Source organism: Streptomyces sp. YIM 121038, assembly GCF_006088715.1.
GTDB lineage: Bacteria > Actinomycetota > Actinomycetes > Streptomycetales > Streptomycetaceae > Streptomyces.
Genome location: NZ_CP030771.1, coordinates 4,700,464 through 4,723,533 on the forward strand (window position 1 = coordinate 4,700,464; position 23,070 = coordinate 4,723,533).

General features: G+C 71.2%; 22 protein-coding genes and 4 tRNA genes. 13 read left to right on the plus strand and 13 right to left on the minus strand.

The window, feature by feature from the left end; all coding sequences use genetic code 11:
- Positions 1-66: 66 nt before the first annotated feature.
- Both C9F11_RS19730 and C9F11_RS19735 read left to right on the plus strand, forming a co-directional pair.
- Positions 67-141: transfer RNA gene (locus C9F11_RS19730), tRNA-Asp, on the plus strand.
- Between the two features lie 276 nt (positions 142-417).
- Entirely contained in the window at positions 418-645 is a 228-nt protein-coding gene (locus C9F11_RS19735; RefSeq protein WP_138960528.1) for a DUF6274 family protein, read from the plus strand.
- Positions 646-1,182: 537 nt separating this feature from the next.
- On the opposite strand, the gene bldC is transcribed toward C9F11_RS19735, so the two are convergent.
- A complete protein-coding gene (bldC, locus tag C9F11_RS19740; RefSeq protein WP_003949541.1) occupies positions 1,183-1,389 on the minus strand; it encodes a developmental transcriptional regulator BldC in 207 nt (68 codons plus the stop codon).
- A 531-nt stretch (positions 1,390-1,920) separates the two neighbouring features.
- Positions 1,921-2,793, minus strand: a complete 873-nt coding sequence (locus C9F11_RS19745; RefSeq protein ID WP_138960529.1) for a hypothetical protein — start codon at positions 2,791-2,793, stop codon at positions 1,921-1,923.
- A 235-nt stretch (positions 2,794-3,028) separates the two neighbouring features.
- On the opposite strand from C9F11_RS19745, the gene C9F11_RS19750 reads away from it, so the two are divergent.
- Together C9F11_RS19750 and C9F11_RS19755 are read left to right on the plus strand one after the other, a co-directional pair.
- Complete coding sequence (locus C9F11_RS19750) at positions 3,029-4,111, plus strand: Glu/Leu/Phe/Val dehydrogenase dimerization domain-containing protein (protein WP_138960530.1); 1,083 nt, start codon at positions 3,029-3,031, stop codon at positions 4,109-4,111.
- A 394-nt stretch (positions 4,112-4,505) separates the two neighbouring features.
- Positions 4,506-4,763: a DUF3073 domain-containing protein gene (locus tag C9F11_RS19755; protein ID WP_138960531.1), complete on the plus strand. Its 258-nt coding sequence runs from the start codon at positions 4,506-4,508 to the stop codon at positions 4,761-4,763.
- 128 nt (positions 4,764-4,891) lie between these two features.
- Here the strand turns inward: C9F11_RS19755 and purM are convergent, their stop codons facing one another.
- Together purM and purF are read right to left on the minus strand one after the other, a co-directional pair.
- Positions 4,892-5,974 (minus strand): phosphoribosylformylglycinamidine cyclo-ligase, encoded by a 1,083-nt coding sequence (purM, locus tag C9F11_RS19760; RefSeq protein ID WP_138960532.1) that lies wholly within the window; start codon positions 5,972-5,974, stop codon positions 4,892-4,894.
- Positions 5,975-6,006: 32 nt separating this feature from the next.
- Positions 6,007-7,533 (minus strand): amidophosphoribosyltransferase, encoded by a 1,527-nt coding sequence (gene purF / locus C9F11_RS19765; protein ID WP_138960533.1) that lies wholly within the window; start codon positions 7,531-7,533, stop codon positions 6,007-6,009.
- Between the two features lie 617 nt (positions 7,534-8,150).
- On the opposite strand from purF, the gene C9F11_RS19770 reads away from it, so the two are divergent.
- On the plus strand, positions 8,151-9,569 hold the full coding sequence (locus tag C9F11_RS19770; RefSeq protein WP_249401796.1) for a sulfatase-like hydrolase/transferase: 1,419 nt from the start codon (positions 8,151-8,153) through the stop codon (positions 9,567-9,569).
- A 97-nt stretch (positions 9,570-9,666) separates the two neighbouring features.
- On the opposite strand, the gene C9F11_RS19775 is transcribed toward C9F11_RS19770, so the two are convergent.
- From C9F11_RS19775 to purS, 8 genes are all read right to left on the minus strand, one after another.
- Positions 9,667-10,512 carry an META domain-containing protein gene (locus C9F11_RS19775; RefSeq protein ID WP_138960535.1) on the minus strand — a complete coding sequence of 282 codons (846 nt, stop codon included), beginning with the start codon at positions 10,510-10,512 and terminating at the stop codon, positions 9,667-9,669.
- A gap of 156 nt (positions 10,513-10,668) precedes the next feature.
- Entirely contained in the window at positions 10,669-11,466 is a 798-nt protein-coding gene (locus tag C9F11_RS19780) for a maleylpyruvate isomerase family mycothiol-dependent enzyme (RefSeq protein WP_138960536.1), read from the minus strand.
- Between the two features lie 9 nt (positions 11,467-11,475).
- The gene (locus C9F11_RS19785; protein WP_138960537.1) at positions 11,476-12,153 is read right to left on the minus strand and encodes a TetR/AcrR family transcriptional regulator; all 678 of its coding nucleotides are present in this window, start codon (positions 12,151-12,153) and stop codon (positions 11,476-11,478) included.
- Between the two features lie 90 nt (positions 12,154-12,243).
- A complete protein-coding gene (locus C9F11_RS19790) occupies positions 12,244-13,101 on the minus strand; it encodes a M23 family metallopeptidase (RefSeq protein ID WP_138960538.1) in 858 nt (285 codons plus the stop codon).
- 30 nt (positions 13,102-13,131) lie between these two features.
- Positions 13,132-13,644 (minus strand): helix-turn-helix domain-containing protein, encoded by a 513-nt coding sequence (locus C9F11_RS19795; RefSeq protein ID WP_138960539.1) that lies wholly within the window; start codon positions 13,642-13,644, stop codon positions 13,132-13,134.
- A gap of 141 nt (positions 13,645-13,785) precedes the next feature.
- Positions 13,786-16,059 (minus strand): phosphoribosylformylglycinamidine synthase subunit PurL, encoded by a 2,274-nt coding sequence (gene purL, locus C9F11_RS19800; protein WP_138960540.1) that lies wholly within the window; start codon positions 16,057-16,059, stop codon positions 13,786-13,788.
- Positions 16,056-16,739 (minus strand): phosphoribosylformylglycinamidine synthase subunit PurQ, encoded by a 684-nt coding sequence (gene purQ / locus C9F11_RS19805; RefSeq protein WP_138960541.1) that lies wholly within the window; start codon positions 16,737-16,739, stop codon positions 16,056-16,058. Before purQ ends, purL begins: the two co-directional genes overlap by 4 nt.
- Positions 16,736-17,008, minus strand: a complete 273-nt coding sequence (gene purS / locus C9F11_RS19810; RefSeq protein ID WP_138960542.1) for a phosphoribosylformylglycinamidine synthase subunit PurS — start codon at positions 17,006-17,008, stop codon at positions 16,736-16,738. The genes purQ and purS overlap by 4 nt, the downstream gene beginning before the upstream one ends.
- A 432-nt stretch (positions 17,009-17,440) precedes the next feature.
- On the opposite strand from purS, the gene C9F11_RS19815 reads away from it, so the two are divergent.
- The 8 genes from C9F11_RS19815 (at position 17,441) to C9F11_RS19850 (ending at position 22,102) form a co-directional block, all read left to right on the plus strand.
- Positions 17,441-17,758 carry an Lsr2 family protein gene (locus tag C9F11_RS19815; RefSeq protein ID WP_030685668.1) on the plus strand — a complete coding sequence of 106 codons (318 nt, stop codon included), beginning with the start codon at positions 17,441-17,443 and terminating at the stop codon, positions 17,756-17,758.
- A gap of 144 nt (positions 17,759-17,902) precedes the next feature.
- A tRNA-Gly gene (locus C9F11_RS19820) sits at positions 17,903-17,977 on the plus strand.
- A gap of 77 nt (positions 17,978-18,054) precedes the next feature.
- A tRNA-Gly gene (locus tag C9F11_RS19825) sits at positions 18,055-18,130 on the plus strand.
- A 205-nt stretch (positions 18,131-18,335) separates the two neighbouring features.
- Positions 18,336-19,298, plus strand: coding sequence for an ABC transporter ATP-binding protein (locus C9F11_RS19830; protein WP_138960543.1), 963 nt, complete (start codon positions 18,336-18,338; stop codon positions 19,296-19,298).
- Complete coding sequence (locus tag C9F11_RS19835; protein ID WP_138960544.1) at positions 19,295-20,104, plus strand: ABC transporter permease; 810 nt, start codon at positions 19,295-19,297, stop codon at positions 20,102-20,104. The genes C9F11_RS19830 and C9F11_RS19835 overlap by 4 nt, the downstream gene beginning before the upstream one ends.
- A 7-nt stretch (positions 20,105-20,111) precedes the next feature.
- Positions 20,112-21,401, plus strand: coding sequence for a sensor histidine kinase (locus tag C9F11_RS19840; RefSeq protein WP_138960545.1), 1,290 nt, complete (start codon positions 20,112-20,114; stop codon positions 21,399-21,401).
- Complete coding sequence (locus C9F11_RS19845) at positions 21,398-22,006, plus strand: response regulator transcription factor (protein WP_138960546.1); 609 nt, start codon at positions 21,398-21,400, stop codon at positions 22,004-22,006. The genes C9F11_RS19840 and C9F11_RS19845 overlap by 4 nt, the downstream gene beginning before the upstream one ends.
- 23 nt (positions 22,007-22,029) lie before the next feature.
- Positions 22,030-22,102: transfer RNA gene (locus tag C9F11_RS19850), tRNA-Gly, on the plus strand.
- Between the two features lie 51 nt (positions 22,103-22,153).
- On the opposite strand, the gene C9F11_RS19855 is transcribed toward C9F11_RS19850, so the two are convergent.
- The gene (locus C9F11_RS19855; RefSeq protein WP_138960547.1) at positions 22,154-23,050 is read right to left on the minus strand and encodes a phosphoribosylaminoimidazolesuccinocarboxamide synthase; all 897 of its coding nucleotides are present in this window, start codon (positions 23,048-23,050) and stop codon (positions 22,154-22,156) included.
- Between the last annotated feature and the right edge of the window lie 20 nt (positions 23,051-23,070).

A 23,070-nucleotide genomic window follows, 5' to 3' on the forward strand; every position in this document is an offset into this window, starting at 1 on the left:
ACCGCTGGCCTGCACTCCTGTACAGTCCTTCTCGCAGCGCAACGCAGTACAGGCGCCGCGAAACCTGGTCCTGTGGAGCAGTTTGGAGTGCTCGCCACCCTGTCAAGGTGGAGGCCGCGGGTTCAAATCCCGTCAGGACCGCAAGTAGAGCGGGCCGCATCCTCTGGATGCGGCCCGCTTTCGCGTGCACGGACGGCGGCGAGCAGGAGCTTCGAGCCCGTCCGGCGTTTGAGGACGAGCCCGTAGGGCGACGATCCGGCCGGTCCGGCGCCCGAGGACGAGCCCGCAGGGCGATGCCCCGCCCAAGGCCCACGGCCCGTTCCCGCACTCGCCTCCTTGACGGCGTCACATTCCGCCGGTACCCCAATCAGCAGGACCCAGGGGCCCAGGGGCGGCCACGCCCCCAGGAGGTGACGCATGACGCCAGTCCCCGCATCCGCTCGCCACGAGACGCGCGCCCTGCTGCGCGCCCATCTCGCCGCGGCGTCGAGCTACCGCCACGTGACCCGGCACTGCCCCATCTGCCACCGGCTGCTCCGTCTCGCCATGGAGCCCGCCGACGACGCCCACGAGGCCACAGAGGCGCCCGAGGCCGGTGAAGGGCGCCCGGAGCAATGCGAGGACGAAAGTCCCCCCAAGGCATGACCAAAGCCGCCGCGAGCGGCACCTCCGCGGTGGGAAGCTGAGAGCCACGGAAGCGGGCGCGTCCGCCCCGTGAGGGGCGGGGGCGTTCGCCCCGTCCGGGCGCTACGCCCCATTAGCGCAAGGGCGGCAGGAGCAACAAGCCACGGCGCGTGTGACGGTAGTCACCGAATGAGTTTCAGAAACCGTTGAACTTACACCCGCCCTACAACAGGTCAATCTAATATGTGCAATTGCACCTACGGGCAGAGCCTCACGATGCGCGCTGTTGAGCGCCTGTGAGCCGCCTTGTTGAAGCCTGGGAGAGCGTGTAGGACGAGCGGCCCCGGCACGGGAGTCCGGGCACAAAAAAGATCGCGCTGGACCCGGCGGAGTCCAGCGCGATCGACGACGCACCCAAGTGGCTCAGGCAGGGGCCCCGTTGGGGCAGGACCCGCGTCGTGTGGAGCTATGGGTCGGACGGTACGGCCGGGTTGGGGGACCCGGCAGCGATGGTGCTCTTCGTCCGATGTGCACTTCTTGCTGCGATAACGCCCTGCGTCAGGCCTCGCTGCGCTGCTGCGGAATGCCCGCGAGCAGTGCGCGGACCTCGGCCTCGCGGTAACGGCGGTGCCCGCCGAGCGTGCGAATCGACGTGAGCTTGCCAGCCTTGGCCCAGCGCGTGACCGTCTTGGGGTCGACGCGGAACATCGTGGCAACCTCAGCCGGGGTCAGCAGCGGCTCGGCATCAGGGGTGCGAGCGGTCATGAGCGGCCTCCTCGGGAGAACCGAACCTTCTCGGTTCATTCCTCTAAATTCTGCACCTTGACCCGCGTTGCCCGAAATGGCGGACGCGAGTCGAGTCGGTTATAGGACGAACGGCTTGTCCTCGGCACTACAACTACACCATCCGTCCAGCCGCGTCGGCCAAACCGATGGAATTGCCCTCCCAGGTGTCCATCAGCGACGGAAGCCGATGGACCATGCCATAGCGGACAGTCACGCCACAGTGACGATCAGTCACAGAGCGATCAGGAGTCAACAGACCCCCCATAGCGCGCAATGCCGAGCATTCCGCCCGCAGTTGGACGGAAGGAGCCCTGTCCGGACTCCTTGTCCTATTTTGGCATGAGGAAGGCTGATCGGCGCAAGGGTCAGTTAAGTGCGGTCCATCACGCTTGAGGCAAAGGCCCGGATCGGGACCTACGTCCCGGCGCCGGGACAGGGGAAAGCCCAGGATGCACTACTTCCAGGGGAAAACCACCGGCTCGGTGTTACGGCTTCGTCAAGAAGACGACGTCAGTTCGAGAACTGCCGCTCCCGGACCGCGCGCCACCGCTCGACGAGCCGCGCGTACGCCTCGCCCGCGCCCACGCCGTCTCCGTCGCGCAGCGCCTCGATGCCCGCGGCCACGTCCGCCGCCGAGTGGTCCTCGTCGAGCGTCTCCGCCGACAGCGTGTGCACCAGGCCGCCGTAGTCCAGCTCCACGAGCGAGCGCGGATGGAACTCCTCGAGCCACCGGCCCACGTCCACCAGGCCGTCGATGAGCGGCCCCTCGTCCATGGCGTTCCGCAGCGCCTTCAGGCCGCGCGCGACCCGGCGCCTCGCCTGCACCATCGGCGTGCGGTAGCGCAGCACGGGCGCCGCCGCCACGGGCGGTTCGCCCCCGTCGGCCGCGTCGGCGTACGCCGTGTCGTAGAAGCGCTCCTCGTCCGCGACGAGCACGAACCAGTTCAGCGGGACGTGCCAGGTCGCCGTGCGGATCCAGGGGCGCGCGTCGGGGTTGCGCGCCAGCCAGGCCTCGTAGTCCGCGGCCGCCTGCCGGCGCACCACCGGCGGGATGACCGCGTCGAGGACCGGCGCGGGCAGCAGCCCGGACAGCTCGTCGAGGGCCTGCCAGCCGCGCAGCCGGGTGCGCCAGGGGCAGACGCACACCACGCCGTCCGCCTCGACCACGAAGGCCTCCCGGCTCTCGTGCACCGGCACCGGGATCGGCGGCGTGGGCGCCAGATCCGCCAGGGAGGCCCGCAGTTCGTCCTGGTAGGAGGGCCGCTCCGGGCGGCGTGCGTAGCGCGCCCAGTGGGTGCGCTCGGGCTCGGGGAAGGCGGCGAGGGGCTCGTACACGCGCAGGTACGACGCATACGGGACGACCACCGAGGACACCTTGGGCACGGCTCCCCCCTCCCCCGCCCACCGGCTGGAAAACACTGCAAATCGTGCCATGGCCGAACACCGCCGTACTCCGTCTCGCAGCCCGGGAGAGTGACCCCCGTGAAGAGGGGACAGAGTCTTGCCGACCTCCGTGCGGCGGCGGGGCCCCGCAAGGCTCTACTCTCATGCCACAACGGGACCCGCCACCCGCACGGGCACCCGTCCAACCGCCGCTATGTATCCGGGAGTCACCACCGTGACCGATGTAACCGACGGCGTCCTGCACACCCTGTTCCAGTCGGACCAGGGGGGTCATGAGCAGGTCGTGCTCTGCCAGGACCGCGCCAGCGGACTGAAGGCCGTCATCGCCATCCACTCCACCGCCCTGGGCCCCGCCCTCGGCGGCACGCGCTTCTACCCCTACGCCACCGAGGAGGCGGCCGTCGCCGACGCGCTGAACCTCGCGCGCGGGATGTCGTACAAGAACGCCATGGCCGGGCTCGACCACGGCGGGGGCAAGGCCGTCATCATCGGCGACCCGGACAAGATCAAGAGCGAGGAGCTGCTCCTCGCCTACGGCCGCTTCGTGGCCTCCCTCGGCGGCCGCTACGTGACGGCCTGCGACGTCGGCACGTACGTGGCGGACATGGACGTCGTGGCGCGCGAGAGCCGCTGGACGACCGGCCGCTCGCCCGAGAACGGCGGCGCGGGCGACTCCTCGGTGCTGACCGCCTTCGGCGTCTTCCAGGGCATGCGGGCGTCCGCCGAGACCCTGTGGGGCCAGCCCACGCTGCGCGGCCGCAAGGTCGGCGTCGCGGGCGTCGGCAAGGTCGGGCACATCCTCGTCGAGCACCTCGTCGAGGACGGCGCCGAGGTCGTGATCACGGACGTGCGCGCGGACTCCGTGCGCCGCATCACGGACAAGTACCCGCAGGTCTCCTCGGTCGCGGACACCGAGGCCCTGATCCGCACGGAGGGCCTCGACGTGTACGCGCCGTGCGCGCTCGGCGGCGCCCTGAACGACGACACCGTGCCGGTCCTCACCGCCCGGGTGGTGTGCGGCGCGGCCAACAACCAGCTCGCGCACCCCGGCGTCGAGAAGGACCTCGCCGACCGCGGCATCCTCTACGCCCCGGACTACGTGGTGAACGCGGGCGGCGTGATCCAGGTCGCCGACGAGCTGCACGGCTTCGACTTCGACCGCTGCAAGGCGAAGGCCTCGAAGATCTACGACACCACGCTCGCCATCTTCGCGCGCGCGAAGGCGGACGGCATACCGCCCGCCGCGGCGGCCGACAGGATCGCCGAGCAGCGCATCGCGGAGGCCCGTCGCGGCTGACGCGTACCGGGCGAAAGGCTGCGGAACGTGTCCGAATGATGGCGGAACGCAGCCCGCCGAAGCCCGGGGACAACTGAATACGGCCTCCAGAACGGCCTGATTGGGCCCTGACAAGGCCCTCCTCGGGGCCCGCCGGCGTCATCGGGAGAGAAGACTCACGCCCGTCGGCGGGTCGCCCGCCAAGAAGAGGTTAAAATCGCAGCTGACCAGCGAGGAAAGGGCTCCTTGCCGGTCGTGCGCCCAGGCGCGTCCTGCGGGCGACGTACCGTATGGCCGCAGGAACAGGTACCGTGGAAGCCCTACGGACCGGTCTCTCCACGGAGAGCCCGTTCCGGATCATGAACGCGTGTCAAGACTCTGGGGCCATGAGCCCCGATACCGAGGGGGTCGAGCCATGGGGCGCGGCCGGGCCAAGGCCAAGCAGACAAAGGTCGCCCGCCAGCTGAAGTACAACAGCGGCGGGACTGACCTGTCGCGTCTGGCCAATGAGCTGGGCGCTTCGACTTCGCAGCAGCCGCCGAATGGCGAGCCGTTCGAGGACGAGGACGACGAAGACCCGTACGCGCAGTACGCGGATCTGTACAACACCGACGACGATGACGACGAGGACGCGGACGAGTCCGGCCCGTCGCAGCAGCGCCGCGGCGCTTGACCTCGTAGTTCGGTTCTTCGCGCGGTAACGTCCGCACCTCTCGCGGACAGCGCGACAACGCACTTCACCCGGTCCGGGCAGCTTGCCGGACCGGGTTTCGTGCTGTGCGGGCGCTGTGCGGGCGGGGATTACTTGGCGTAGTCGCCGATGAGCTCGGCTCCCGCGGCGTGATCGCCGCGGTCGGTGATCTCGCCCGCGACCCAGGACTCGACGCCGCGGTCGGCGAGCGTCGCCAGGGCCACGTCGACCGAGTCCTCGGGCACGACGGCGATCATGCCGACGCCCATGTTCAGGGTCTTCTCCAGCTCCAGGCGCTCGACCTGCCCCGCCTTGCCGACGAGGTCGAAGACGGCGCCCGGCGCCCAGGTGGAGCGGTCGACGGTGGCGTGCAGGCCGTCCGGGATCACCCGGGCCAGGTTCGCCGCGAGGCCGCCGCCGGTGACGTGGCTGAACGCGTGCACGTCGGTGGTGCGGGTCAGCGCCAGACAGTCCAGCGAGTAGATCTTGGTGGGCTCCAGGAGCTCCTCGCCGAGCGTGCGGCCGAACTCCTCGACCTGCTGGTCCAGGGTCATCTTCGCGCGGTCGAAGACCACGTGCCGGACCAGCGAGTACCCGTTGGAGTGAAGCCCGGAGGACGCCATGGCGATGACCGCGTCACCCTTACGGATGCGATCGGGGCCGAGCAGGCGGTCGGCCTCCACGGCGCCCGTGCCCGCGCCCGCGACGTCGAAGTCGTCCGGGCCGAGCAGGCCCGGGTGTTCGGCCGTCTCACCGCCGACGAGCGCACAGCCCGCGAGCACACAGCCCTCGGCGATGCCCTTGACGATGGCGGCGACGCGCTCGGGGTGGACCTTGCCGACGCAGATGTAGTCGGTCATGAACAGCGGCTCGGCGCCGCACACGACGATGTCGTCCATGACCATGGCGACCAGGTCGTGGCCGATGGTGTCGTACACGCCGAGCTGCCGGGCGAGGTCGACCTTGGTGCCGACCCCGTCCGTGGCGGAGGCGAGCAGCGGCCGCTCGAAGCGCTTGAGGGCGGAGGCGTCGAAGAGCCCGGCGAAGCCGCCGAGGCCGCCGAGGCCCGCCACCTCCGGACGCTGGGTCTTCTTGACCCACTCCTTCATGAGCTCGACAGCGCGGTCGCCCGCCTCGATGTCGACGCCCGCCGCGGCGTAGGAGGCACCAGTACCAGCAGTTGTCTCAGACATTGCCTGGGATCTTTCGGGGTTGACGATGGGGCTCAGGGGCGACGGATCGCGTCGGCTGCGGCCGTGGCCGCCGGGCCCGCGGCCAGCTCCGTCTCCAGGAGCTGCTTGCCGAGCAGCTCGGGGTCGGGCAGCTCCATCGGGTACTCGCCGTCGAAGCAGGCGCGGCACAGGTCCGGCTTGTCGATGGTGGTCGCCTCGATCATGCCGTCGATGGAGATGTACGAGAGCGAGTCGGCACCGAGCGACGTGGCGATCTCGTCCACGCTCATGCCGTTGGCGATCAGCTCGGCGCGGGTCGCGAAGTCGATGCCGAAGAAGCAGGGCCACTTCACGGGGGGCGAGGAGATGCGGATGTGCACCTCGGCGGCGCCCGCCTCGCGGAGCATCTTGACCAGCGCGCGCTGGGTGTTGCCGCGGACGATCGAGTCGTCGACGACCACCAGGCGCTTGCCCTTGATGACTTCCTTGAGGGGGTTCAGCTTCAGCCGGATGCCCAGCTGGCGGATGGTCTGGGAGGGCTGGATGAAGGTCCGCCCGACATAGGCGTTCTTGACGAGGCCGGCGCCGAAGGGGATGCCGGAGGCCTCCGCGTAGCCGATCGCGGCGGGGGTGCCGGACTCGGGCGTCGCTATGACCAGGTCCGCGTCGACCGGCGCTTCCTTGGCCAGTTTCCGCCCCATCTCGACGCGCGAGAGGTAGACGTTGCGGCCCGCGATGTCGGTGTCGGGGCGGGCCAGGTAGACATACTCGAAGACACAGCCCTTGGGCTTCGCTTCCGCGAATCGCGAGGTGCGCAGGCCGTTCTCGTCGATGGCGACGAACTCGCCGGGCTCGATCTCGCGGACGAAGCTGGCGCCGCAGATGTCGAGCGCGGCGGACTCCGAGGCGACGACCCAGCCGCGCTCCAGACGGCCGAGGACCAGCGGGCGGATGCCCTGCGGGTCACGGGCGGCGTACAGCGTGTGCTCGTCCATGAAGACGAGGCTGAAGGCGCCCCGCACCTGCGGCAGGACCGCGGCCGCGGCTTCCTCTATGGTCAGCGGCTTGCCGTCGGCGTCGGTCTGGCCCGCGAGCAGCGCGGTGACCAGGTCCGTGTCGTTGGTCGCGGCGACCTGGGTCGCGCGGCCGTTCTCCTTCGGCAGGGCGGCGACCAGCTCGGCGAGCCGGGCCGTGTTGACGAGGTTGCCGTTGTGGCCGAGGGCGATGGAGCCGTGGGCCGTGGCGCGGAACGTGGGCTGGGCGTTCTCCCACACCGAGGCTCCGGTGGTCGAGTAGCGGGCGTGTCCGACCGCGATATGACCTTGGAGGGAGCCGAGGGAAGTTTCGTCGAAGACCTGGGAGACCAGGCCCATGTCCTTGAAGACGAGGATCTGGGAGCCGTTGCTGACCGCGATTCCCGCGGATTCCTGGCCCCGATGCTGGAGGGCGTAGAGCCCGAAGTACGTGAGCTTTGCGACCTCTTCGCCCGGAGCCCAGACACCGAAGACGCCGCAAGCGTCCTGGGGGCCTTTCTCGCCGGGGAGCAGATCGTGATTGAGTCGACCGTCACCACGTGGCACGGCACCGAGTGTAGGCGAGATCGACCACTGGTCCGAATTGGGGATACGGGTCCCGTACGGAGCGTAGGCGGGTGCTTTACGGGGCCTCCGAGGGGCGCGGCCGAATATGTACGTTCCGCCAAGCGGCCCGGGTGAGGATCTCTCCGCGGCCCCCTTGTCGATCTTTGGTCGGCGGGGTTGCTTCAGCCGTGCGAAGGGCTCGTGAACAGGCACGACAGGGCGTTGACAGCCCTCTGTGGACTCCGTGAGGCTCCTCAACCATGCAGCCCTCCGGTGACCCGCTGACGGTCCCGCTCGTGTGGCGCCGCCATGTCGATCTGGCCCGCGTCGCGAGCGCGATCTGTCGTCGCGCCCTCTGAGCCGGACTTCCATTTCGCCCCGTTTCAGGGCGGTTTGACACTCTGGCCCATGGGACGTTTGTCACGCTGAAACGTTCCCTCTTCGGGTCACTTCGGGGTGCTTTCTGCCCCCGCCGGCCGGCTTCCCCCGCGCTCCGGCGCGCTCCCGCCGCCCTGTACGGGCCGCTCCTCCGCCCTCGCGGGCCGCGCCCGCCGCCCGCGCCACGGGGGCATCCGCACGCCCCCGCGCAGGGGGCCCTCCCCGCCCTGGAGTCCTTTGTGTCTTCGTACGAGAGCCCCCGAGCTCCACTGTCCCGGCGCGCCTTCACCGGAGGTGTGGCGGGCGCCGCCACCGCCGTCGGGATCGGTGCGGGCGAGGCCGTCGCCGCGCCCGCCGAGCGGCCCTTCGCCGCCCGCGAGGAGCGCGACCGGCGGGCCGGACGACGGCCCAACATCCTCTTCGTCCTCGGCGACGACCTCGGCTGGGCCGACCTGTCGTCCTACGGCTCCCCGCACATCAGAACCCCGCACCTGGACCGCCTGGCCCGCCAGGGCGTGCGCTTCACCCAGGCCTACTCCGGCTCCGCGACCTGCTCCCCCACCCGCTTCAGCCTGTACACCGGGCGCTTCCCCGGGCGGACGAAGGGCGGGCTCGCCGAGCCCATCGCCGACAGGTCGGTGGGCCTGGAGCCCACCCACCCCACGCTCGCCTCGCTGCTGCGCGGCGCCGGGTACGCGACCGCGCTCATCGGCAAGTGGCACTGCGGCTATCTGCCGGACTACTCGCCCACCAAGTCGGGCTGGGACGAGTTCTTCGGGAACTTCGGCGGGGCCCTGGAGTACTACTCCAAGCTCGGCCTGGGCGGCGAGTACGACCTGTACGAGGGCGACGCGGCCTACAAGGACCTGCGCTACTACACGCGGATCCTGACCGAGCGGGCGAGCGAGTACGTCCGGCGCGACCACGACCGGCCGTGGCTGCTCAACCTCAACTTCACCACCCCGCACTGGCCCTGGATAGCCGACGGCGACACCGAGGTCAGCGCGGAGATCGTGCGGCGCATCAAGGCCGGGGACCGCGGTGCCCTCCAGCACCGGGACGGCGGGTCGATCGCCAAGTACACGGAGATGGTGCAGGACCTGGACCGGTCGATCGGGCACGTGCTGCACGCCCTGAAGACGTCCGGCCAGGAGCGCGACACCCTCGTCTTCTTCGCCTCCGACAACGGCGGCGAGCGCTTCTCCTACAACTGGCCGCTGTCCGGGAACAAGGGCTCGCTGCGGGAGGGCGGCATCCGGGTGCCGACGATCCTGCGCTGGCCCGCCAGGATCGACGGCGGGCAGGTCAGCGACCTGCCCGTGTACACGCCCGACTGGACGGCGACGCTGCTCGAACTCGCCGGGGCGCGGCCCGAGCGGGACCGGCCGCTCGACGGCACGAGCCTCGCCGGGTATCTGCTGCGCGGCACCGAGCCGCGCGAGCGGGACCTGTTCTGGCGGGTGCGCGGCGAGCGGGCGCTGCGGCGCGGGCCGTGGAAGTACTACCGCGGCAAGGGCGGCGCGGACCAGCTCTTCCACCTGGGCCGCGACCAGCGGGAACAGGCGGACCTCGCGCTCCGGGAGCCCGCGCTCCTCGCGGAGCTGCGGACGGCGTGGGAGCGGACGGAGGCGGGCCTGCTGCCGTATCCGACGGCGTGAGGGCTGCCGTCACGAAGGCGCGGGCGCGCGGTGGACCGGCCGTCCGGCGCGGACGCGCGGTGGGTGGACCGGCCGTCCGGCGCGCGCTCGTGCCGGGCTACTTCTTGGCGTTCGCGTCGACGGTCGCGGTCGCGCTCACGACCGTGCCGTCCTTCGCCGTGAGCGTGAGGCCGTCCTTCTTGACCTGGTACTGGGTCTTGCCCTCGAACAGCTTGAGCAGGTCGCGTTCGGTCTTCGCCTTGGCGCCCGTGCACATCATGCGGGTCAGCTTCGGCGTGCCGAAGGCGAGGGTGCCGTCGCGCGACTCGGCCTTGCCGGTGACGTCGTTGCAGCCGAGGTTGCCGCGCACGGTGCCGTCCTTGCCGAAGACCAGCCGGGCCTTGCCCGCCACCTGCTTCGGCAGGGGCCGCGCCGAGTCGCCCTCGCCCACGGAGTCCACGGTCCAGACGGTGCCCTGGAGCGGGGCACCGGGGGCCACCGGCTTGCTGGTCAGGGCGATCCGGTCGCCGTCGGCGTTGGTGAGGGTGAGGCGGTCGTCGTCGACGCTGGCCTTGAGCGTGCCGTCGATGGCGCGGGCGAGGCTGTTCTCGAAGTCGAGCGCCTCGCAGGCCATCTCGGTGTGCACGCCGGGCTTGAAGCGGACGGTGTCGCCCTTCACGGAGACGTCGGCGCCGTAGCCGTTGCAGCCGAAGTTGCCGCCGGTGCCGCCCTTTCCGCCGAGTCGTACGTAGACGTCGTCCGGCGCCTTCTGCTTCTTGCCGTCGACGGTGAGGCTCTCGACGTTCCAGCGCACGCCGGTCAGGGACGCCTGGGATCCGCCGGAGCCGGAGTCCGCCTTGGCGGGTTTTTCGGAGTCGTTCGATCCGGACTCCGAGCCGCAGGCAGCGAGCAGACCTGCGGCGAAGAGGACGGTGAGGGTCTGGGTAACGCGCTGCTTGTACATGTCACTGTGACGGAGCGACGGGCGGACCGGTTCCCCTCGCGCCGACGGTCCTTGAGGCCCGCCGCCCGGCGGCCCCGCGGTCCTCAGGGCCCGCCGCACGACGGGCCCCGCGGTCTTCGAGCCCCGCCGCCCGACGCTCCCGCGGCCCCCTGTCCGCTACGACATGAGCGGCAGGAGCCCGCCCAGATCCGCCCGCTCCCCGCTCGCGCCGACCTTCGCCGCGTCGAGCGCGGCGGCCCAGGTCGTCCGCCCCGTCGCGAGCCGGATCCAGGTCAGCGGGTCGGTCTCGACGACGTTGGGCGGGGTGCCCCGGGTGTGCCGGGGGCCCTCGACGCACTGCACCACGGCGTACGGCGGAATCCGCACCTCCACCGCGCCGCCGGGGGCCTTGAGCGCCAGGGTGTCGGCGAGCAGCCGGGTGCAGGCGGCCAGCGCCTGGCGGTCGTACGGGACGTCGAGGCCGGGCACGGCGTCGTTCAGGTCGTCGGTGTGCACGACGAGTTCGACGGTGCGCGTGACCAGGAAGTCGGCGAGGGTCATGCCGCCGAAGCGCATCTGGACGAGGCGGCTGCCGGGAGCGTCGGGCAGCGCCTTCGCGAGCCGGTCGGCGGCCTGGCCGAACAGGGCGTCGAGGTCCGCGGGGCCGTCCACGAGGGCGCGGACGTCCTCGTCGACCCGGCCCGCCGCCGCCGACGTCTGGAACGCCCAGTTCTGAAGGGTGACCTCGGCCCGGTCCGGCTCGGGCTCGGCCAGGGCGCGCGCGACCGAGCCGAGCGCCATCGTCAGATGCGCGGCCAGTTCGCGCACGCTCCAGTCGCCGAGCCGGGTGGGCCGGGCGAGTTGCTCGTCCGAGAGGCCCGCGACCGCCTCCCGCACGGTCGCGAACTGGGTGAGGACGGCGGTGCGGATCTTCGTCGCGTCGTACGCGCGGGCGCGCTTCTTGGCCGGAGGCATAGCCGGAGCCTAAGCCTTGACCGCGAACCCGCTGAGGCCTTTTTCCAGGAGGTCGAAGGCGGCCCGCGCATGGCGCTCGGTGTCCGCCGCGATCGCGTCGAGCGGCTCCCCGGCCATGCGGCGGCGCATGGCGTCCGAGCAGACCGCGTTGCGTACGCCGATGAGCTGCGCGGCGGCGACCTGGGCGAGCACCGAGTCGACGGTCTCCTCGGCGAGCGCCTCGGCGAGCAGGGTCTGGCCGCGCATGTGGAAGTCGTGCGCCCGCTTGAGCAGGACGGGGGTCTCCAGGATGAGCCGCAGCGTCTCCAGCGAGCGCCGGTCGTCGCTGAGGCCGACGGCCGGGGAGCGCTCCGCGATCGCGCCGAGCAGCTGGCGGCGCACGGCGTCCACGGCGGACTCGCCGGGGGCACGGCCGCGCACCGCGTCGGCGACGTCGGCGACGTGCTCCTCCATCGGCCCGAGGATCAGATCCTCCTTCGTACCGAAGTAGTTGAAGACGGTCATCTTCGATACGTCGGCGGCCTCGGCGATCTCGGCGACGGACACCTTGTCGAAGCCGCGCTCGATGAAGAGGTCCACCGCGGCCCGCCATATGCGCTCGGCGGTCTGTCGCTTCTTGCGCTCGCGCAGCCCGGGCCGACGGGCCTGGGGCGCCTCAGCGGCGGCCAGCGCGTCTCTCTGTGCCATGCTCCGCATTGTATGCGGACGTTTTTTGCCCGGGATCAAAGATGTACTGGGTCAGGGATTCACCGGGCCGGGGATGCGCGGGCCGGGGATTCACCGGGTCAGGGACTTCGGGGAGGCACCGGCCGCGGGCGCCTCCGCCGTGAAGACCTCCCTGTTGGCGGGCACCCCGATCCCGCGCCAGCGGAACGGGACGCCGCGCGCCGTGTCGATGTCGGGGCCGTCCATGAGCTGGAAGTGCACGTGCGGCTCGGTGGAGTTGCCGGAGTTCCCGCACTGCCCGATCACCTGGCCCTCGCGCACCCGGTCCCCGGCGCGCACGGTGAGGGAGCCGCGCCGCACGTGCGCGTACGCGGCGTGGACGTCGTCGCCCAGGTCGAGGACGACGTGGTTGCCGATCACGCGGCGGGGCGGGGCGGCGCCGCGCACCGTGCCCTCGACGAAGAGGAAGTAGAGGAGCCCGAGCAGCGAGTTGCGGCTGAGGTGGTCGCGCTGGCGGTCCTCCGCGTGCACCACGGTCGCGTCGGCCACGGCGAGCAGCGGGGCGCCGAAGGCGGGGAAGGCGCTGCCGCGCCGGACCACGGGCCAGAGCCAGGCGAAGCCGGGCCGCGCGTGCTCGCCCGACGCGTCGCCCTCGGCCGTGATGTCGATGGCGTAGGTCTGGGCGAGGGCGTGCGTGCCGTGGCTCGGCACCTTGTCGGCGGGGCTGTTGAGCGCGGACCAGCGGCCGGTGACCGGGGCCGCCACCTCGACGGGCGCCGGCGGGGCGCTGACCGTTTGCTGCCGCGCCGTGCGCCCCAGCAGCAGGCCGATGCCGATGGCGGCCACGGCCGGGAGCCAGCCCAGCCAGTAGTCGTACGGCAGGTCGACGAAGAACCCCGCGGTCACCTGCGCGAAGAAGACCAGCCACAGGAGGCGGCGGAGCACGGCGGCGGACTTGCGTATGGACATGGTGGTTTCCCCCTGGCGGATGCGGTGCGGTCAGGGCCGGGCGGCCGCGACGAAGACGAGCAGCGGCACCACGCGGTCCGCCGGCACCTGGTAGCGGCCGCGAGCCGTGGTGTGCAGCCAGCCCGCGCCGGTCAGCTGGCGCAGGTGGTGGTAGATCTGGCCGGTCGTGCCGACGCCGTCGAGCGCGGCGAGCTCCGCGACGGTGCGGCGGCCGCCGAGGACCTCGCGCAGCAGCCGCAGCCGCACGGCGTGGCCGAGCGCGGCGAAGGAGTCGGCGGCCTCGGACCAGTCGCCGTCGAGGAGCACCTCGGTGAACTGGCCGGTCTGCCAGTCGTAGCGCTCCCCGGTCGGCAGCCGCACCGCCCCCGTGTACAGCACGCCGCCGTCGGCGGCGCCGTGCTCGGCGAGCTGCGCCTTCAGGCCTTCGAGGGCCCAGAAGTCGCTCTCGCTCACGGCGGGCGCGGCCTTGTCGTGGTCGCGGTCCGCGCTCTCCAGTGCCGCCAAGCGCCGTTCGAGCTCGGCGACGCGTTCCTCAAGCTCCATGATCGTAGATTACGTAATTACGTAACTCCAAACAACTTCAGACCACCGGGGCACGTTCCGGACACGACAGAGCCCCCGCCCGGACCAGGTCCGGGCGGGGGCTCGACGAGCGGTCGCCCCGAGGAGGGGCCGGAGGTCGTCCTAGGCGAAGAGCCCGGGGATCGTCTCCGTGTGGGCCGCGCGCAGCTCGCTCAGGGACAGCGAGAACTGGCCCTGCACCTCGACGGCGTCGCCGTCCACGACACCGACGCGCGTGGCCGGGAGCCCCCGGGCGCCGCACATGTCGGTGAAGCGGAGCTCCTCGCTGCGCGGCACGGACACGACCGCGCGGCCCGCCGACTCCGAGAGGAGGAAGGTGAACGCGTCCCCCGTGGCGGAGCCACTATGGGACAGCGTGTCGGGCACGACGAGCCGCGCGCCGTTGCCACCGCGCAGGCAGGACTCCACGACCGCCTGGATGAGGCCGCCGTCGGACAGGTCGTGGGCGGCGTCGATCATGCCGTCGCGCGAGGCGGAGATCAGGATCTCGGCGAGCAGCCGCTCCCGCTCCAGGTCGACCTTGGGCGGCAGACCGCCCAGGTGGTCGTGGACGACCTGGGACCAGGCCGAGCCGCCGAACTCCTCGCCGGTGTCGCCGAGCAGGTAGAGGAGCTGGCCCTCTTCCTTGAACGCGATCGGCGTGCGGCGCGTGACGTCGTCGATGACGCCGAGCACGGCCACGACGGGCGTCGGGTGGATCGCCGTCTCGCCGGTCTGGTTGTACAGGGAGACGTTGCCGCCGGTGACCGGCGTGCCCAGCGCCAGACAGCCGTCCGCCAGACCGCGCGTGGCCTCGGCGAACTGCCACATCACGGCCGGGTCCTCGGGGGAGCCGAAGTTCAGGCAGTTGGAGATGGCGAGCGGCCGGGCGCCGGAGGCCGCGACGTTGCGGTACGACTCGGCGAGCGCGAGCTGCGCGCCCGCGTACGGGTCGAGCTTCGCGTACCGGCCGTTGCCGTCGGTGGCCATGGCGACGCCGAGGTTGGTCTCCTCGTCGATGCGGACCATGCCCGCGTCCTCGGGCTGGGCGAGCACCGTGTTGCCCTGCACGAAGCGGTCGTACTGGTCGGTGATCCACGCCTTGGAGGCCTGGTTCGGGGACGCCACGACCTTCAGGACCTGGTCCTTGAGCTCCTCGGCGGTCGCCGGGCGCGGCAGCTTGCCCGCGTCGTCGGCCTGGAGGGCGTCCTGCCAGCTGGGGCGCTCGTAGGGGCGGTGGTAGACCGGGCCCTCGTGCGCGACCGTGCGCGGCGGGACGTCCACGATCTGCTCGCCGTGCCAGAAGATCTCCAGGCGCTCGCCGTCCGTCACCTCACCGATGACGGTCGCGATGACGTCCCACTTCTCACAGATCTCCAGGAAGCGGTCGACCTTGCCGGGCTCGACGATCGCGCACATGCGCTCCTGCGACTCGCTCATGAGGATCTCCTCAGGAGACAGCGTCGCGTCGCGCAGGGGCACGGTGTCCAGCTCGACGCGCATGCCGCCCGAACCGGCGGACGCCAGCTCGCTGGTGGCGCAGGAGAGCCCGGCGCCGCCGAGGTCCTGGATGCCGTCGACCAGCTTCTCCCTGAAGATCTCCAAGGTGCACTCGATGAGGAGCTTCTCCTGGAAGGGGTCGCCGACCTGCACGGCCGGGCGCTTGGCGGGGCCGGTGGACTCGAAGGTCTCCGAGGCCAGGACGGACACGCCGCCGATGCCGTCGCCGCCCGTGCGGGCGCCGTACAGGATGACCTTGTTGCCCGCTCCGGACGCCTTCGCCAGGTGGATGTCCTCGTGCTTCATCACGCCGATGCAGCCGGCGTTGACCAGCGGGTTGCCCTGGTAGCAGGCGTCGAAGACGGCCTCGCCGCCGATGTTCGGCAGGCCCAGGCAGTTGCCGTAGCCGCCGATGCCCGCGACCACTCCGGGCAGGACGCGCTTGGTGTCGGGGTGGTCGGCGGCGCCGAAGCGCAGCGGGTCCACGACCGCGACCGGGCGCGCGCCCATCGCGAGGATGTCGCGCACGATGCCGCCGACGCCGGTCGCGGCGCCCTGGTACGGCTCGATGTACGAGGGGTGGTTGTGCGACTCGACCTTGAAGGTGACCGCGTAGCCCTGGCCGACGTCGACGACGCCCGCGTTCTCGCCGATGCCGACGAGCATCGCGTCGTTCTCGGGGACCTTCTCGCCGAACTGCTTCAGATGGACCTTGCTGCTCTTGTACGAGCAGTGCTCGGACCACATGACGGAGTACATGGCGAGCTCGGCACCGGTCGGGCGGCGGCCGAGGATCTCGCGGATGCGCGCGTACTCGTCCTCCTTGAGGCCCAGTTCGGCCCAGGGCAGCGCGGTCTCGGGGGTCTCCCCCGCGTGCTTGACGGTGTCGAGGGTCATCGGGCGTCCACCAGCTTCTTCAGGATCGAGGTGAAGAACCCCAGGCCGTCCGTGCGGCCGGTCCCGATCAGCGGCTCCACCGCGTGCTCGGGGTGCGGCATGAGACCGACGACGTTGCCCGCCTCGTTCGTGATGCCCGCGATGTCGCGCAGCGAGCCGTTCGGGTTCACGTCCAGATAGCGGAAGGCGACGCGGCCCTCGGCCTCCAGCATGTCGAGGGTGCGCTCGTCGGCGACGTAGCGTCCGTCGATGTTCTTCAGCGGGATGGAGATCTCCTGGCCCGCCTCGTAGTCGGCGGTCCAGGCGGTCAGGGCCGACTCGACCCGCAGCTTCTGGTCGCGGCAGATGAAGTGCAGGTGGTTGTTGCGCAGCATCGCGCCGGGGAGCAGGTGCGTCTCGGTCAGGACCTGGAAGCCGTTGCAGATCCCGAGGACCGGCATTCCGGCCCTGGCCTGGTCGATGACCGACTCCATGACGGGCGAGAAACGCGAGATGGCGCCCGCCCGCAGATAGTCGCCGTAACTGAAACCGCCGGGCAGCACCACGGCGTCGACCTGCTTGAGGTCCTTGTCGCGGTGCCACAGCGGCACCGCCTCCGCGCCCGCCACGCGCACGGCGCGCTGCGTGTCACGGTCGTCCAGGGTTCCCGGGAATGTGACGACTCCGATTCGGGCAGTCACTTCTGGGCCCCCGCGGATGCCTCGGTGGCTTCCACCTTTACGACGAAGTCCTCGATCACGGTGTTGGCGAGGAAGGTTTCCGCCATCTCGTGGATACGGGCGAGCGCGGCGTCGTCCACCGGCCCGTCCACTTCGAGTTCGAAGCGCTTTCCCTGACGTACATCGGAGATGCCCTGGAATCCGAGGCGCGGCAGTGCACGCTGCACCGCCTGTCCCTGGGGGTCGAGGATCTCCGGCTTGAGCATGACGTCGACTACGACGCGTGCCACTGGCACTCCCGGTGTGTGGTGCTTGCGTGTGCTGCCAGGCGTGGTGCTGAGCAGGTTCCTTCAGACTACCCGTACAAAAATTCTACCCGCGTAGATTCGTAGCAACATACGTGACGCCAGTCACTTCGACTCATGGACCGGCCGGTCATCCGGGTGTCGCCCCCGGTGCGTGCGCGAAAAATCCCGGAAAAGATCACAGTTCACCATTGCGCCGGACACCGCCCGCCGGACAGTCTGCTGAGGTGCCCCCCGGGGCCGCATTCCGGACGGCCCGCCCCCGGAACACGCGGTGAGATTTAGCCGACTTCCCGCTTCATTGCCCGGCCCTGTACAAAGGAATTGGCAATAGCCGATACTTTGTCCCAAAACTGCCGGACAGTCGGCATCAGCGCATGTCATATGCGGTGCGGCCGCACGAAAGGACCGATATTCGTGGCGCAGCGTGTCGTGGTCACTCTCTATGACGACATCGACGGCTCAGAAGCGGCGGAAACGGTCGCCTTCGGTCTCGACGGAAGGTCGTACGAGATCGACCTCAACGAAACCAATGCCGAGAAACTTCGCAAGGTGCTGGCCCCCTACCTGCAGGCGGCCCGCAAGAAGTCGAAGTCCGGCAAGGTCTACCGGCACACGGCGGTGACGGCCGACCCGGCCGCCGTGCGCGCCTGGGCCCGCTCCCACCAGCTCGACGTGCCGCCCAGGGGCCGCATCCCGAAGAAGGTGTACGAGGCCTTCGAAGCCGCCAACTGAGCTCCGGCCGGGCCCATCGCCGTCCCCGGCCGGATCCGCCTACAGGGGTGCTGTGCAGCCGACTTGCGCGGCACCCCTGGTGATCAGCTAAAGTCTGGAGCACGCCGAGGGGCGAGGCCGAAAGGCCGAATCCCACAGCAGCGTGCGGGTGTAGTTCAGTAGTAGAACATCCCCCTTCCAGGGGGAAGGCGCAGTGTGCGATCCCTGTCACCCGCTCCACATCGGTCACCGACCACCCTTCCGGGTGCGGTAGGCTGGTGCTCGCACCGATCGGTGAAAGCCGGTCGGGAGCAGATGCGAACGTAGCTCAGTTGGTAGAGCGCAACCTTGCCAAGGTTGAGGTCGCGAGTTCGAACCTCGTCGTTCGCTCCACAAGGAGAAGCCCGGTGCCCCAGGTACCGGGCTTCTTGCTGTTCCCCTCTGTTTCCCCTGTTCCGGGGACCGCGGCTTCCGCTCCGGACCGCGCTTCCGTAGACCGCGGCTTCCGCGGACCGCGGCGCCGTGATCTGACATTTGTCATGGGTGCCGATGACAGGCCGCACTGCCGGACCGCCCCCGCCCGCGGAACGCTTGAGCCATGACAGAGCACGTGATCGACGTCACCGACCTGCGGCGGACCTACGCGGGCGGCTTCGAAGCGGTCCGGGGGATCTCGTTCGCCGTGGGACAGGGCGAACTGTTCGCCCTCCTGGGGACGAACGGCGCGGGCAAGACCTCCACCGTCGAACTCCTGGAAGGCCTCACCGAACCGGCCGCGGGCCAGATCCGCGTCCTCGGGCACGATCCCTACCGCGACCGGGCCGCGGTGCGCCCGCGCATCGGCGTGATGCTCCAGGAGGGCGGCTTCCCCTCCGAACTGACCGTCACCGAGACCGCGCGCATGTGGGCCGGGTGCACCAGCGGGGCCCGGCCCGTCGCCGAGGCCCTGGAGGCCGTCGGGCTCGGCAGGCGCGGCGACACCCGCGTGAAGCAGCTCTCCGGCGGCGAGAAGCGCCGGCTCGACCTCGCGATGGCGCTCATGGGCGACCCCGAGGTCCTGTTCCTCGACGAGCCGACCACCGGCCTCGACGCCGAAGGCCGCCGCGAGACCTGGGAGTTGGTGCGCGCCCTGCGGAACAACGGCACCACGGTGCTGCTCACCACGCACTACCTGGAGGAGGCCGAGCAGCTCGCCGACCGCCTCGCGATCATGCACGAGGGCCGCATCGCCGCCTCCGGAAGCGTCGCCGACGTCGTCGCCACCCAGCCCTCACAGATCTCCTTCGACCTGCCCGACGGCTACTTCCCCGGCGACCTGCCGCCGCTCGCCGACCTCGGCGTGAGCGACCACGAACTGCTGGGCCGCACGGTGCGGCTGCGCACCGGCACGCTCCAGCGCTCCGCGACCGAACTGCTCGTCTGGGCCCAGCGGGCGGGCGTCGAACTGCGCGGGCTCGACATCCGCGCCGCCTCCCTCGAAGAGGCCTTCCTGCGGATCGCCCGGGACGCCACGGCCGCCGACACCACGGCCGGGACCAAGAACACGGAGGCAGCGGCATGAGCACCCTGACCACGACGCGCCCCGCGCGGCAGCGCACCGCGCGCACCACCTCCGCCGGGCGCATGCGGGCCCTCGCGCGCGCCGAGCTGACCCTGCTCGGCCGCAGCAAGGGCACGCTGTTCGCGGCGCTCTTCGTGCCGCTCGTCCTGCCGTTCAGCGTGCGCCAGGCCGCCGAGGGGGCGGACCTGGAGGGCACCGGCCTGTCCGTCGGCTCGGTCGTCCTGCCCGGCGCGATCGGCTTCTCCCTGCTCTTCGCCGTCTACTCGGCGCTGGTGAACGTGTACGCGGCCCGGCGCGAGGAGCTCGTCCTCAAGCGGCTGCGCACCGGTGAGGTGCGGGACGCGGAGATCCTCGCGGGCGCCGCGCTCCCGTCCGTGGCCGTCGGCCTCGTCCAGTCGCTGCTCCTGACCGCGGGCTGTCTCGCGCTGCTCGACGTGGGCGCGCCCGAGGCGCCGTACTACGCCGTCCTGGGGCTGCTCCTCGGCCTCGTCCTGTGGCCCCTGCTCGCGGCCGTGACGGCGAGCTTCAGCCGGAGCGTGGAGAGCGCGCAGGTCGCGGCCATGCCCCTGCTGCTCGTGTCGTTCATCGGCTCCGGGGCGATGGTGCCGCTCGAAGTGATGCCGGACGGGCTCGCCGACGTCTGCGCGCTGCTTCCGCTCTCCCCCGTGATCGAGCTGATCCGCGGCGGCTGGACCGGGCAGCTGTCCTTCACCGAGGCGCTCGGCACCCTCGCGACCGCGGTGGCCTGGATCGCGATCGGCGTGTTTGCTGTACGCCGGTGGTTCCGCTGGGAACCGCGCCGCTGAGGAGGGGATGAACGTGGTCGGCCGGATGCGGTTCTGGCAGCGCGGCTGGCACGAGCGCACCAAGATCGAACGGGTGGAGCTGCAGTCCGTGGCGCTCTGGCACGCCATGCCCTGGCTGCTCTGTCTGAGCTGGGGCTCGCTGCCGCTCGGCCTGAGCCTGGAGCCGGACCTCCCGGCGCGGCTGCTCGGCTGGACGATGATCGTGACCGCCGCCGTCCAGTGCGTCCACGTGAACCGCAGCCTGCGGCGGGCGCTCGACCACTACTTGGGGCGCGCCCCGTACCCCGCGCGCGACCTCGCGGTGTCCCGCACGCTGATGGTGGTCATGCTCGTGCTCGCCCTCGCCCTCCAGGCCGTGGGCGGCATCCAGGGCGGCATGATCAGCTTCGCCCTCGCCTTCCTCGTCGTACCGCACTTCGAGGCTCTCGCCTTCGCCCTGCCGCTACGGGACTTCGCCGGGCGCTTCGCGCTCGTCGAGGCGACGACGGTGGGCGGCTTCGCGGCGATAGGAATGCACGACGTGCGCCTGTTCATGATCGCCGTGCTCGTCGCCTTCGGCGCCGGTGTGGCCCTGCTCAGCACGCGCTGCGGGGCCTGGACGCTCTCGGTGATGTGGGAGGCCGACCGGGCCCGCGAGGTCGAGGCCCGGCTGGCCGTCGCCGAGGAGCGGCTGCGCTTCGGCCGCGACCTGCACGACGTGATGGGGCGCAACCTCGCCGTCATCGCCCTCAAGAGCGAGCTGGCCGCGCAGCTGGCCCGGCGCGGGCGGCCCGAGGCCGTGGACCAGATGGTCGAGGTGCAGCGGATCGCACAGCAGTCGCAGCGGGAGATCAGGGAAGTCGTGCGCGGCTACCGCGAGGTCGAGCTCGGCGTGGAACTCGCCGGGGCCCAGGGGGTCCTGGAGGCCGCCGGGATCCCCTGCCGGGTGACCGGGGAACCCGCGGGCCTGCCGGCCGCCGTGCAGTCGGCACTCGGCTGGGTGGTGCGCGAAGGCACCACGAACGTGCTGCGCCACGGCGACGCACAGCACTGCGCCATCACCGTGTCGGTCGCGGAAGGACAGACGACGTTGACCATCGAGAACGACGGGGTGCCCGAGGGCCGCGCGGCCACCGGCGGCACCGGACTCCCGGGCCTGCGCGAACGCCTCGCCGCCGTGGGCGGCACCCTGGAGCACTGTGCCGACGGCGGCCTGTTCCGGCTCACCGCGCGGGTGCCGGTGTCCCCCGGGACGGGCCCGGCCGACGAGACCGGGGACACGCTCCTGGCCGGGGCCCCGGGGGCGAGGGCCTCGTGACCGTGCGCGTGCTGCTCGCCGACGACGAGCATCTGATCCGCGGCGCCCTCGCCGCCCTGCTCAGCCTGGAGGACGACCTCGCCGTCGTCGCGGAGGCCGCGTCCGGGCCCGAGGCGCTCGCCATGGCGCGGGCCCACCGGCCCGACGTGGCCGTGCTCGACCTCCAGATGCCGGGGGCGGACGGTGTGAGCGTGGCCACATCCCTGCGGGACGAACTCCCCGGCTGCCGGGTCATGATCGTGACCAGCCACGGCCGCCCCGGCCACCTCAAGCGGGCGCTCGCGGTCGGCGTGCGCGGGTTCGTGCCGAAGACGGTGAGCGCCCAGCGGCTCGCCGAGATCATCCGCACCGTGCACGACGGACGGCGGTACGTGGACCAGGAGTTGGCGGCCGACGCGATCTCCGCGGGGGACTCCCCGCTGACCGCCCGCGAGGCCGAGGTGCTCGAACTCGCCGCCGACGGCGCGTCCGTCGCGGAGATCGCCGAGCGCGCCTCGCTGTCCCAGGGAACGGTCCGGAACTACCTCTCGTCGGCGGTCACCAAGACCGGTGCCGAGAACCGGCACGCGGCAGTGCGTCTCGCCCGCGAGCGAGGTTGGGTATAGTAGCTATCGCGCTTCGGCGCAGCGCGGACGTAGCTCAGTTGGTAGAGCGCAACCTTGCCAAGGTTGAGGTCGCCAGTTCGAACCTGGTCGTCCGCTCAAGTGAAGCCCCCCGGTTCCTCGAACCGGGGGGCTTCGTCGTGTGCCCGGCTACCAGGCGGTGCCGGTGAGGCGCTCGTACGCCTCGATGTACTTGGCGCGGGTCGCGGCCACCACGTCCTCGGGCAGCGGCGGGGGCGGCAGCTCGCCGTGGCGGTCCCAGCCGGACGCGGCCGACGTCAGCCAGTCGCGGACGAACTGCTTGTCGAAGGACGGCTGGGCACGGCCCGGCTGCCAGGTGTCGGCGGGCCAGAAGCGGGACGAGTCCGGCGTCAGGACCTCGTCGGCGAGGACCAGGGCGTCGCCCTCGAAGCCGAACTCGAACTTCGTGTCAGCGAGGATCACGCCCCGGTCGCGCGCGATGTCCCGGGCCCTGCCGTAGACGGCGAGGGTGGTCTGCCGCAGCTGGGCCGCCGTCTCGGCGCCGACCTGGCGGGCCACCTCCTCGTACGAGACGTTCTCGTCGTGCTCGCCGACCGCCGCCTTCGTGGCGGGCGTGAAGATCGGGGCGGGCAGCTCGGAGCCGTCGGTGAGGCCCTCGGGCAGCGCGAGGCCGCAGACGGTGCGGGTCTCGTTGTACTCCAGCAGGCCCGAACCGGTCAGATAGCCGCGGGCGACGCACTCGACGGGCACCATCTCCAGGCGCTTGCAGATCAGCGTGCGCCCCTCCCAGTCGGCGGGGGCGCCGGGCGGCAGCTCGGTGGAGAGCACGTGGTTCGGGGCGATGTCGGCGAGCTGGTCGAACCACCACAGCGACAGCTGGGTGAGCACCCGGCCCTTGTCGGGGATCTCGGTGGGCAGCACCCAGTCGTAGGCGGACATGCGGTCGCTGGCGACCATCACGAGGTCGCCCGCCTCGTTCTGGTACAGCTCGCGCACCTTGCCGGTGTGCAGATGCACCAGGCCCGGAACCTGGAGCGGCTCGGGCTTTTCGACGAATCCGGACACGGTTCCTCCCCGTGGTTCTG

Excerpts from the sequence above, each read along its gene's own strand:
- C9F11_RS19735 (WP_138960528.1), top strand. The coding sequence starts at position 418 with ATGACGCCAGTCCCCGCATCCGCTCGCCACGAGACGCGCGCCCTGCTG.
- bldC (WP_003949541.1), bottom strand. The coding sequence starts at position 1,389 with ATGACCGCTCGCACCCCTGATGCCGAGCCGCTGCTGACCCCGGCTGAG.
- C9F11_RS19755 (WP_138960531.1), top strand. The coding sequence starts at position 4,506 with ATGGGGCGCGGCCGGGCCAAGGCCAAGCAGACAAAGGTCGCCCGCCAG.
- purM (WP_138960532.1), bottom strand. The coding sequence starts at position 5,974 with ATGTCTGAGACAACTGCTGGTACTGGTGCCTCCTACGCCGCGGCGGGC.
- C9F11_RS19775 (WP_138960535.1), bottom strand. The coding sequence starts at position 10,512 with ATGTACAAGCAGCGCGTTACCCAGACCCTCACCGTCCTCTTCGCCGCA.
- C9F11_RS19780 (WP_138960536.1), bottom strand. The coding sequence starts at position 11,466 with ATGCCTCCGGCCAAGAAGCGCGCCCGCGCGTACGACGCGACGAAGATC.
- C9F11_RS19785 (WP_138960537.1), bottom strand. The coding sequence starts at position 12,153 with ATGGCACAGAGAGACGCGCTGGCCGCCGCTGAGGCGCCCCAGGCCCGT.
- C9F11_RS19790 (WP_138960538.1), bottom strand. The coding sequence starts at position 13,101 with ATGTCCATACGCAAGTCCGCCGCCGTGCTCCGCCGCCTCCTGTGGCTG.
- C9F11_RS19795 (WP_138960539.1), bottom strand. The coding sequence starts at position 13,644 with ATGGAGCTTGAGGAACGCGTCGCCGAGCTCGAACGGCGCTTGGCGGCA.
- purL (WP_138960540.1), bottom strand. The coding sequence starts at position 16,059 with ATGACCCTCGACACCGTCAAGCACGCGGGGGAGACCCCCGAGACCGCG.
- C9F11_RS19830 (WP_138960543.1), top strand. The coding sequence starts at position 18,336 with ATGACAGAGCACGTGATCGACGTCACCGACCTGCGGCGGACCTACGCG.
- C9F11_RS19835 (WP_138960544.1), top strand. The coding sequence starts at position 19,295 with ATGAGCACCCTGACCACGACGCGCCCCGCGCGGCAGCGCACCGCGCGC.
- C9F11_RS19840 (WP_138960545.1), top strand. The coding sequence starts at position 20,112 with ATGAACGTGGTCGGCCGGATGCGGTTCTGGCAGCGCGGCTGGCACGAG.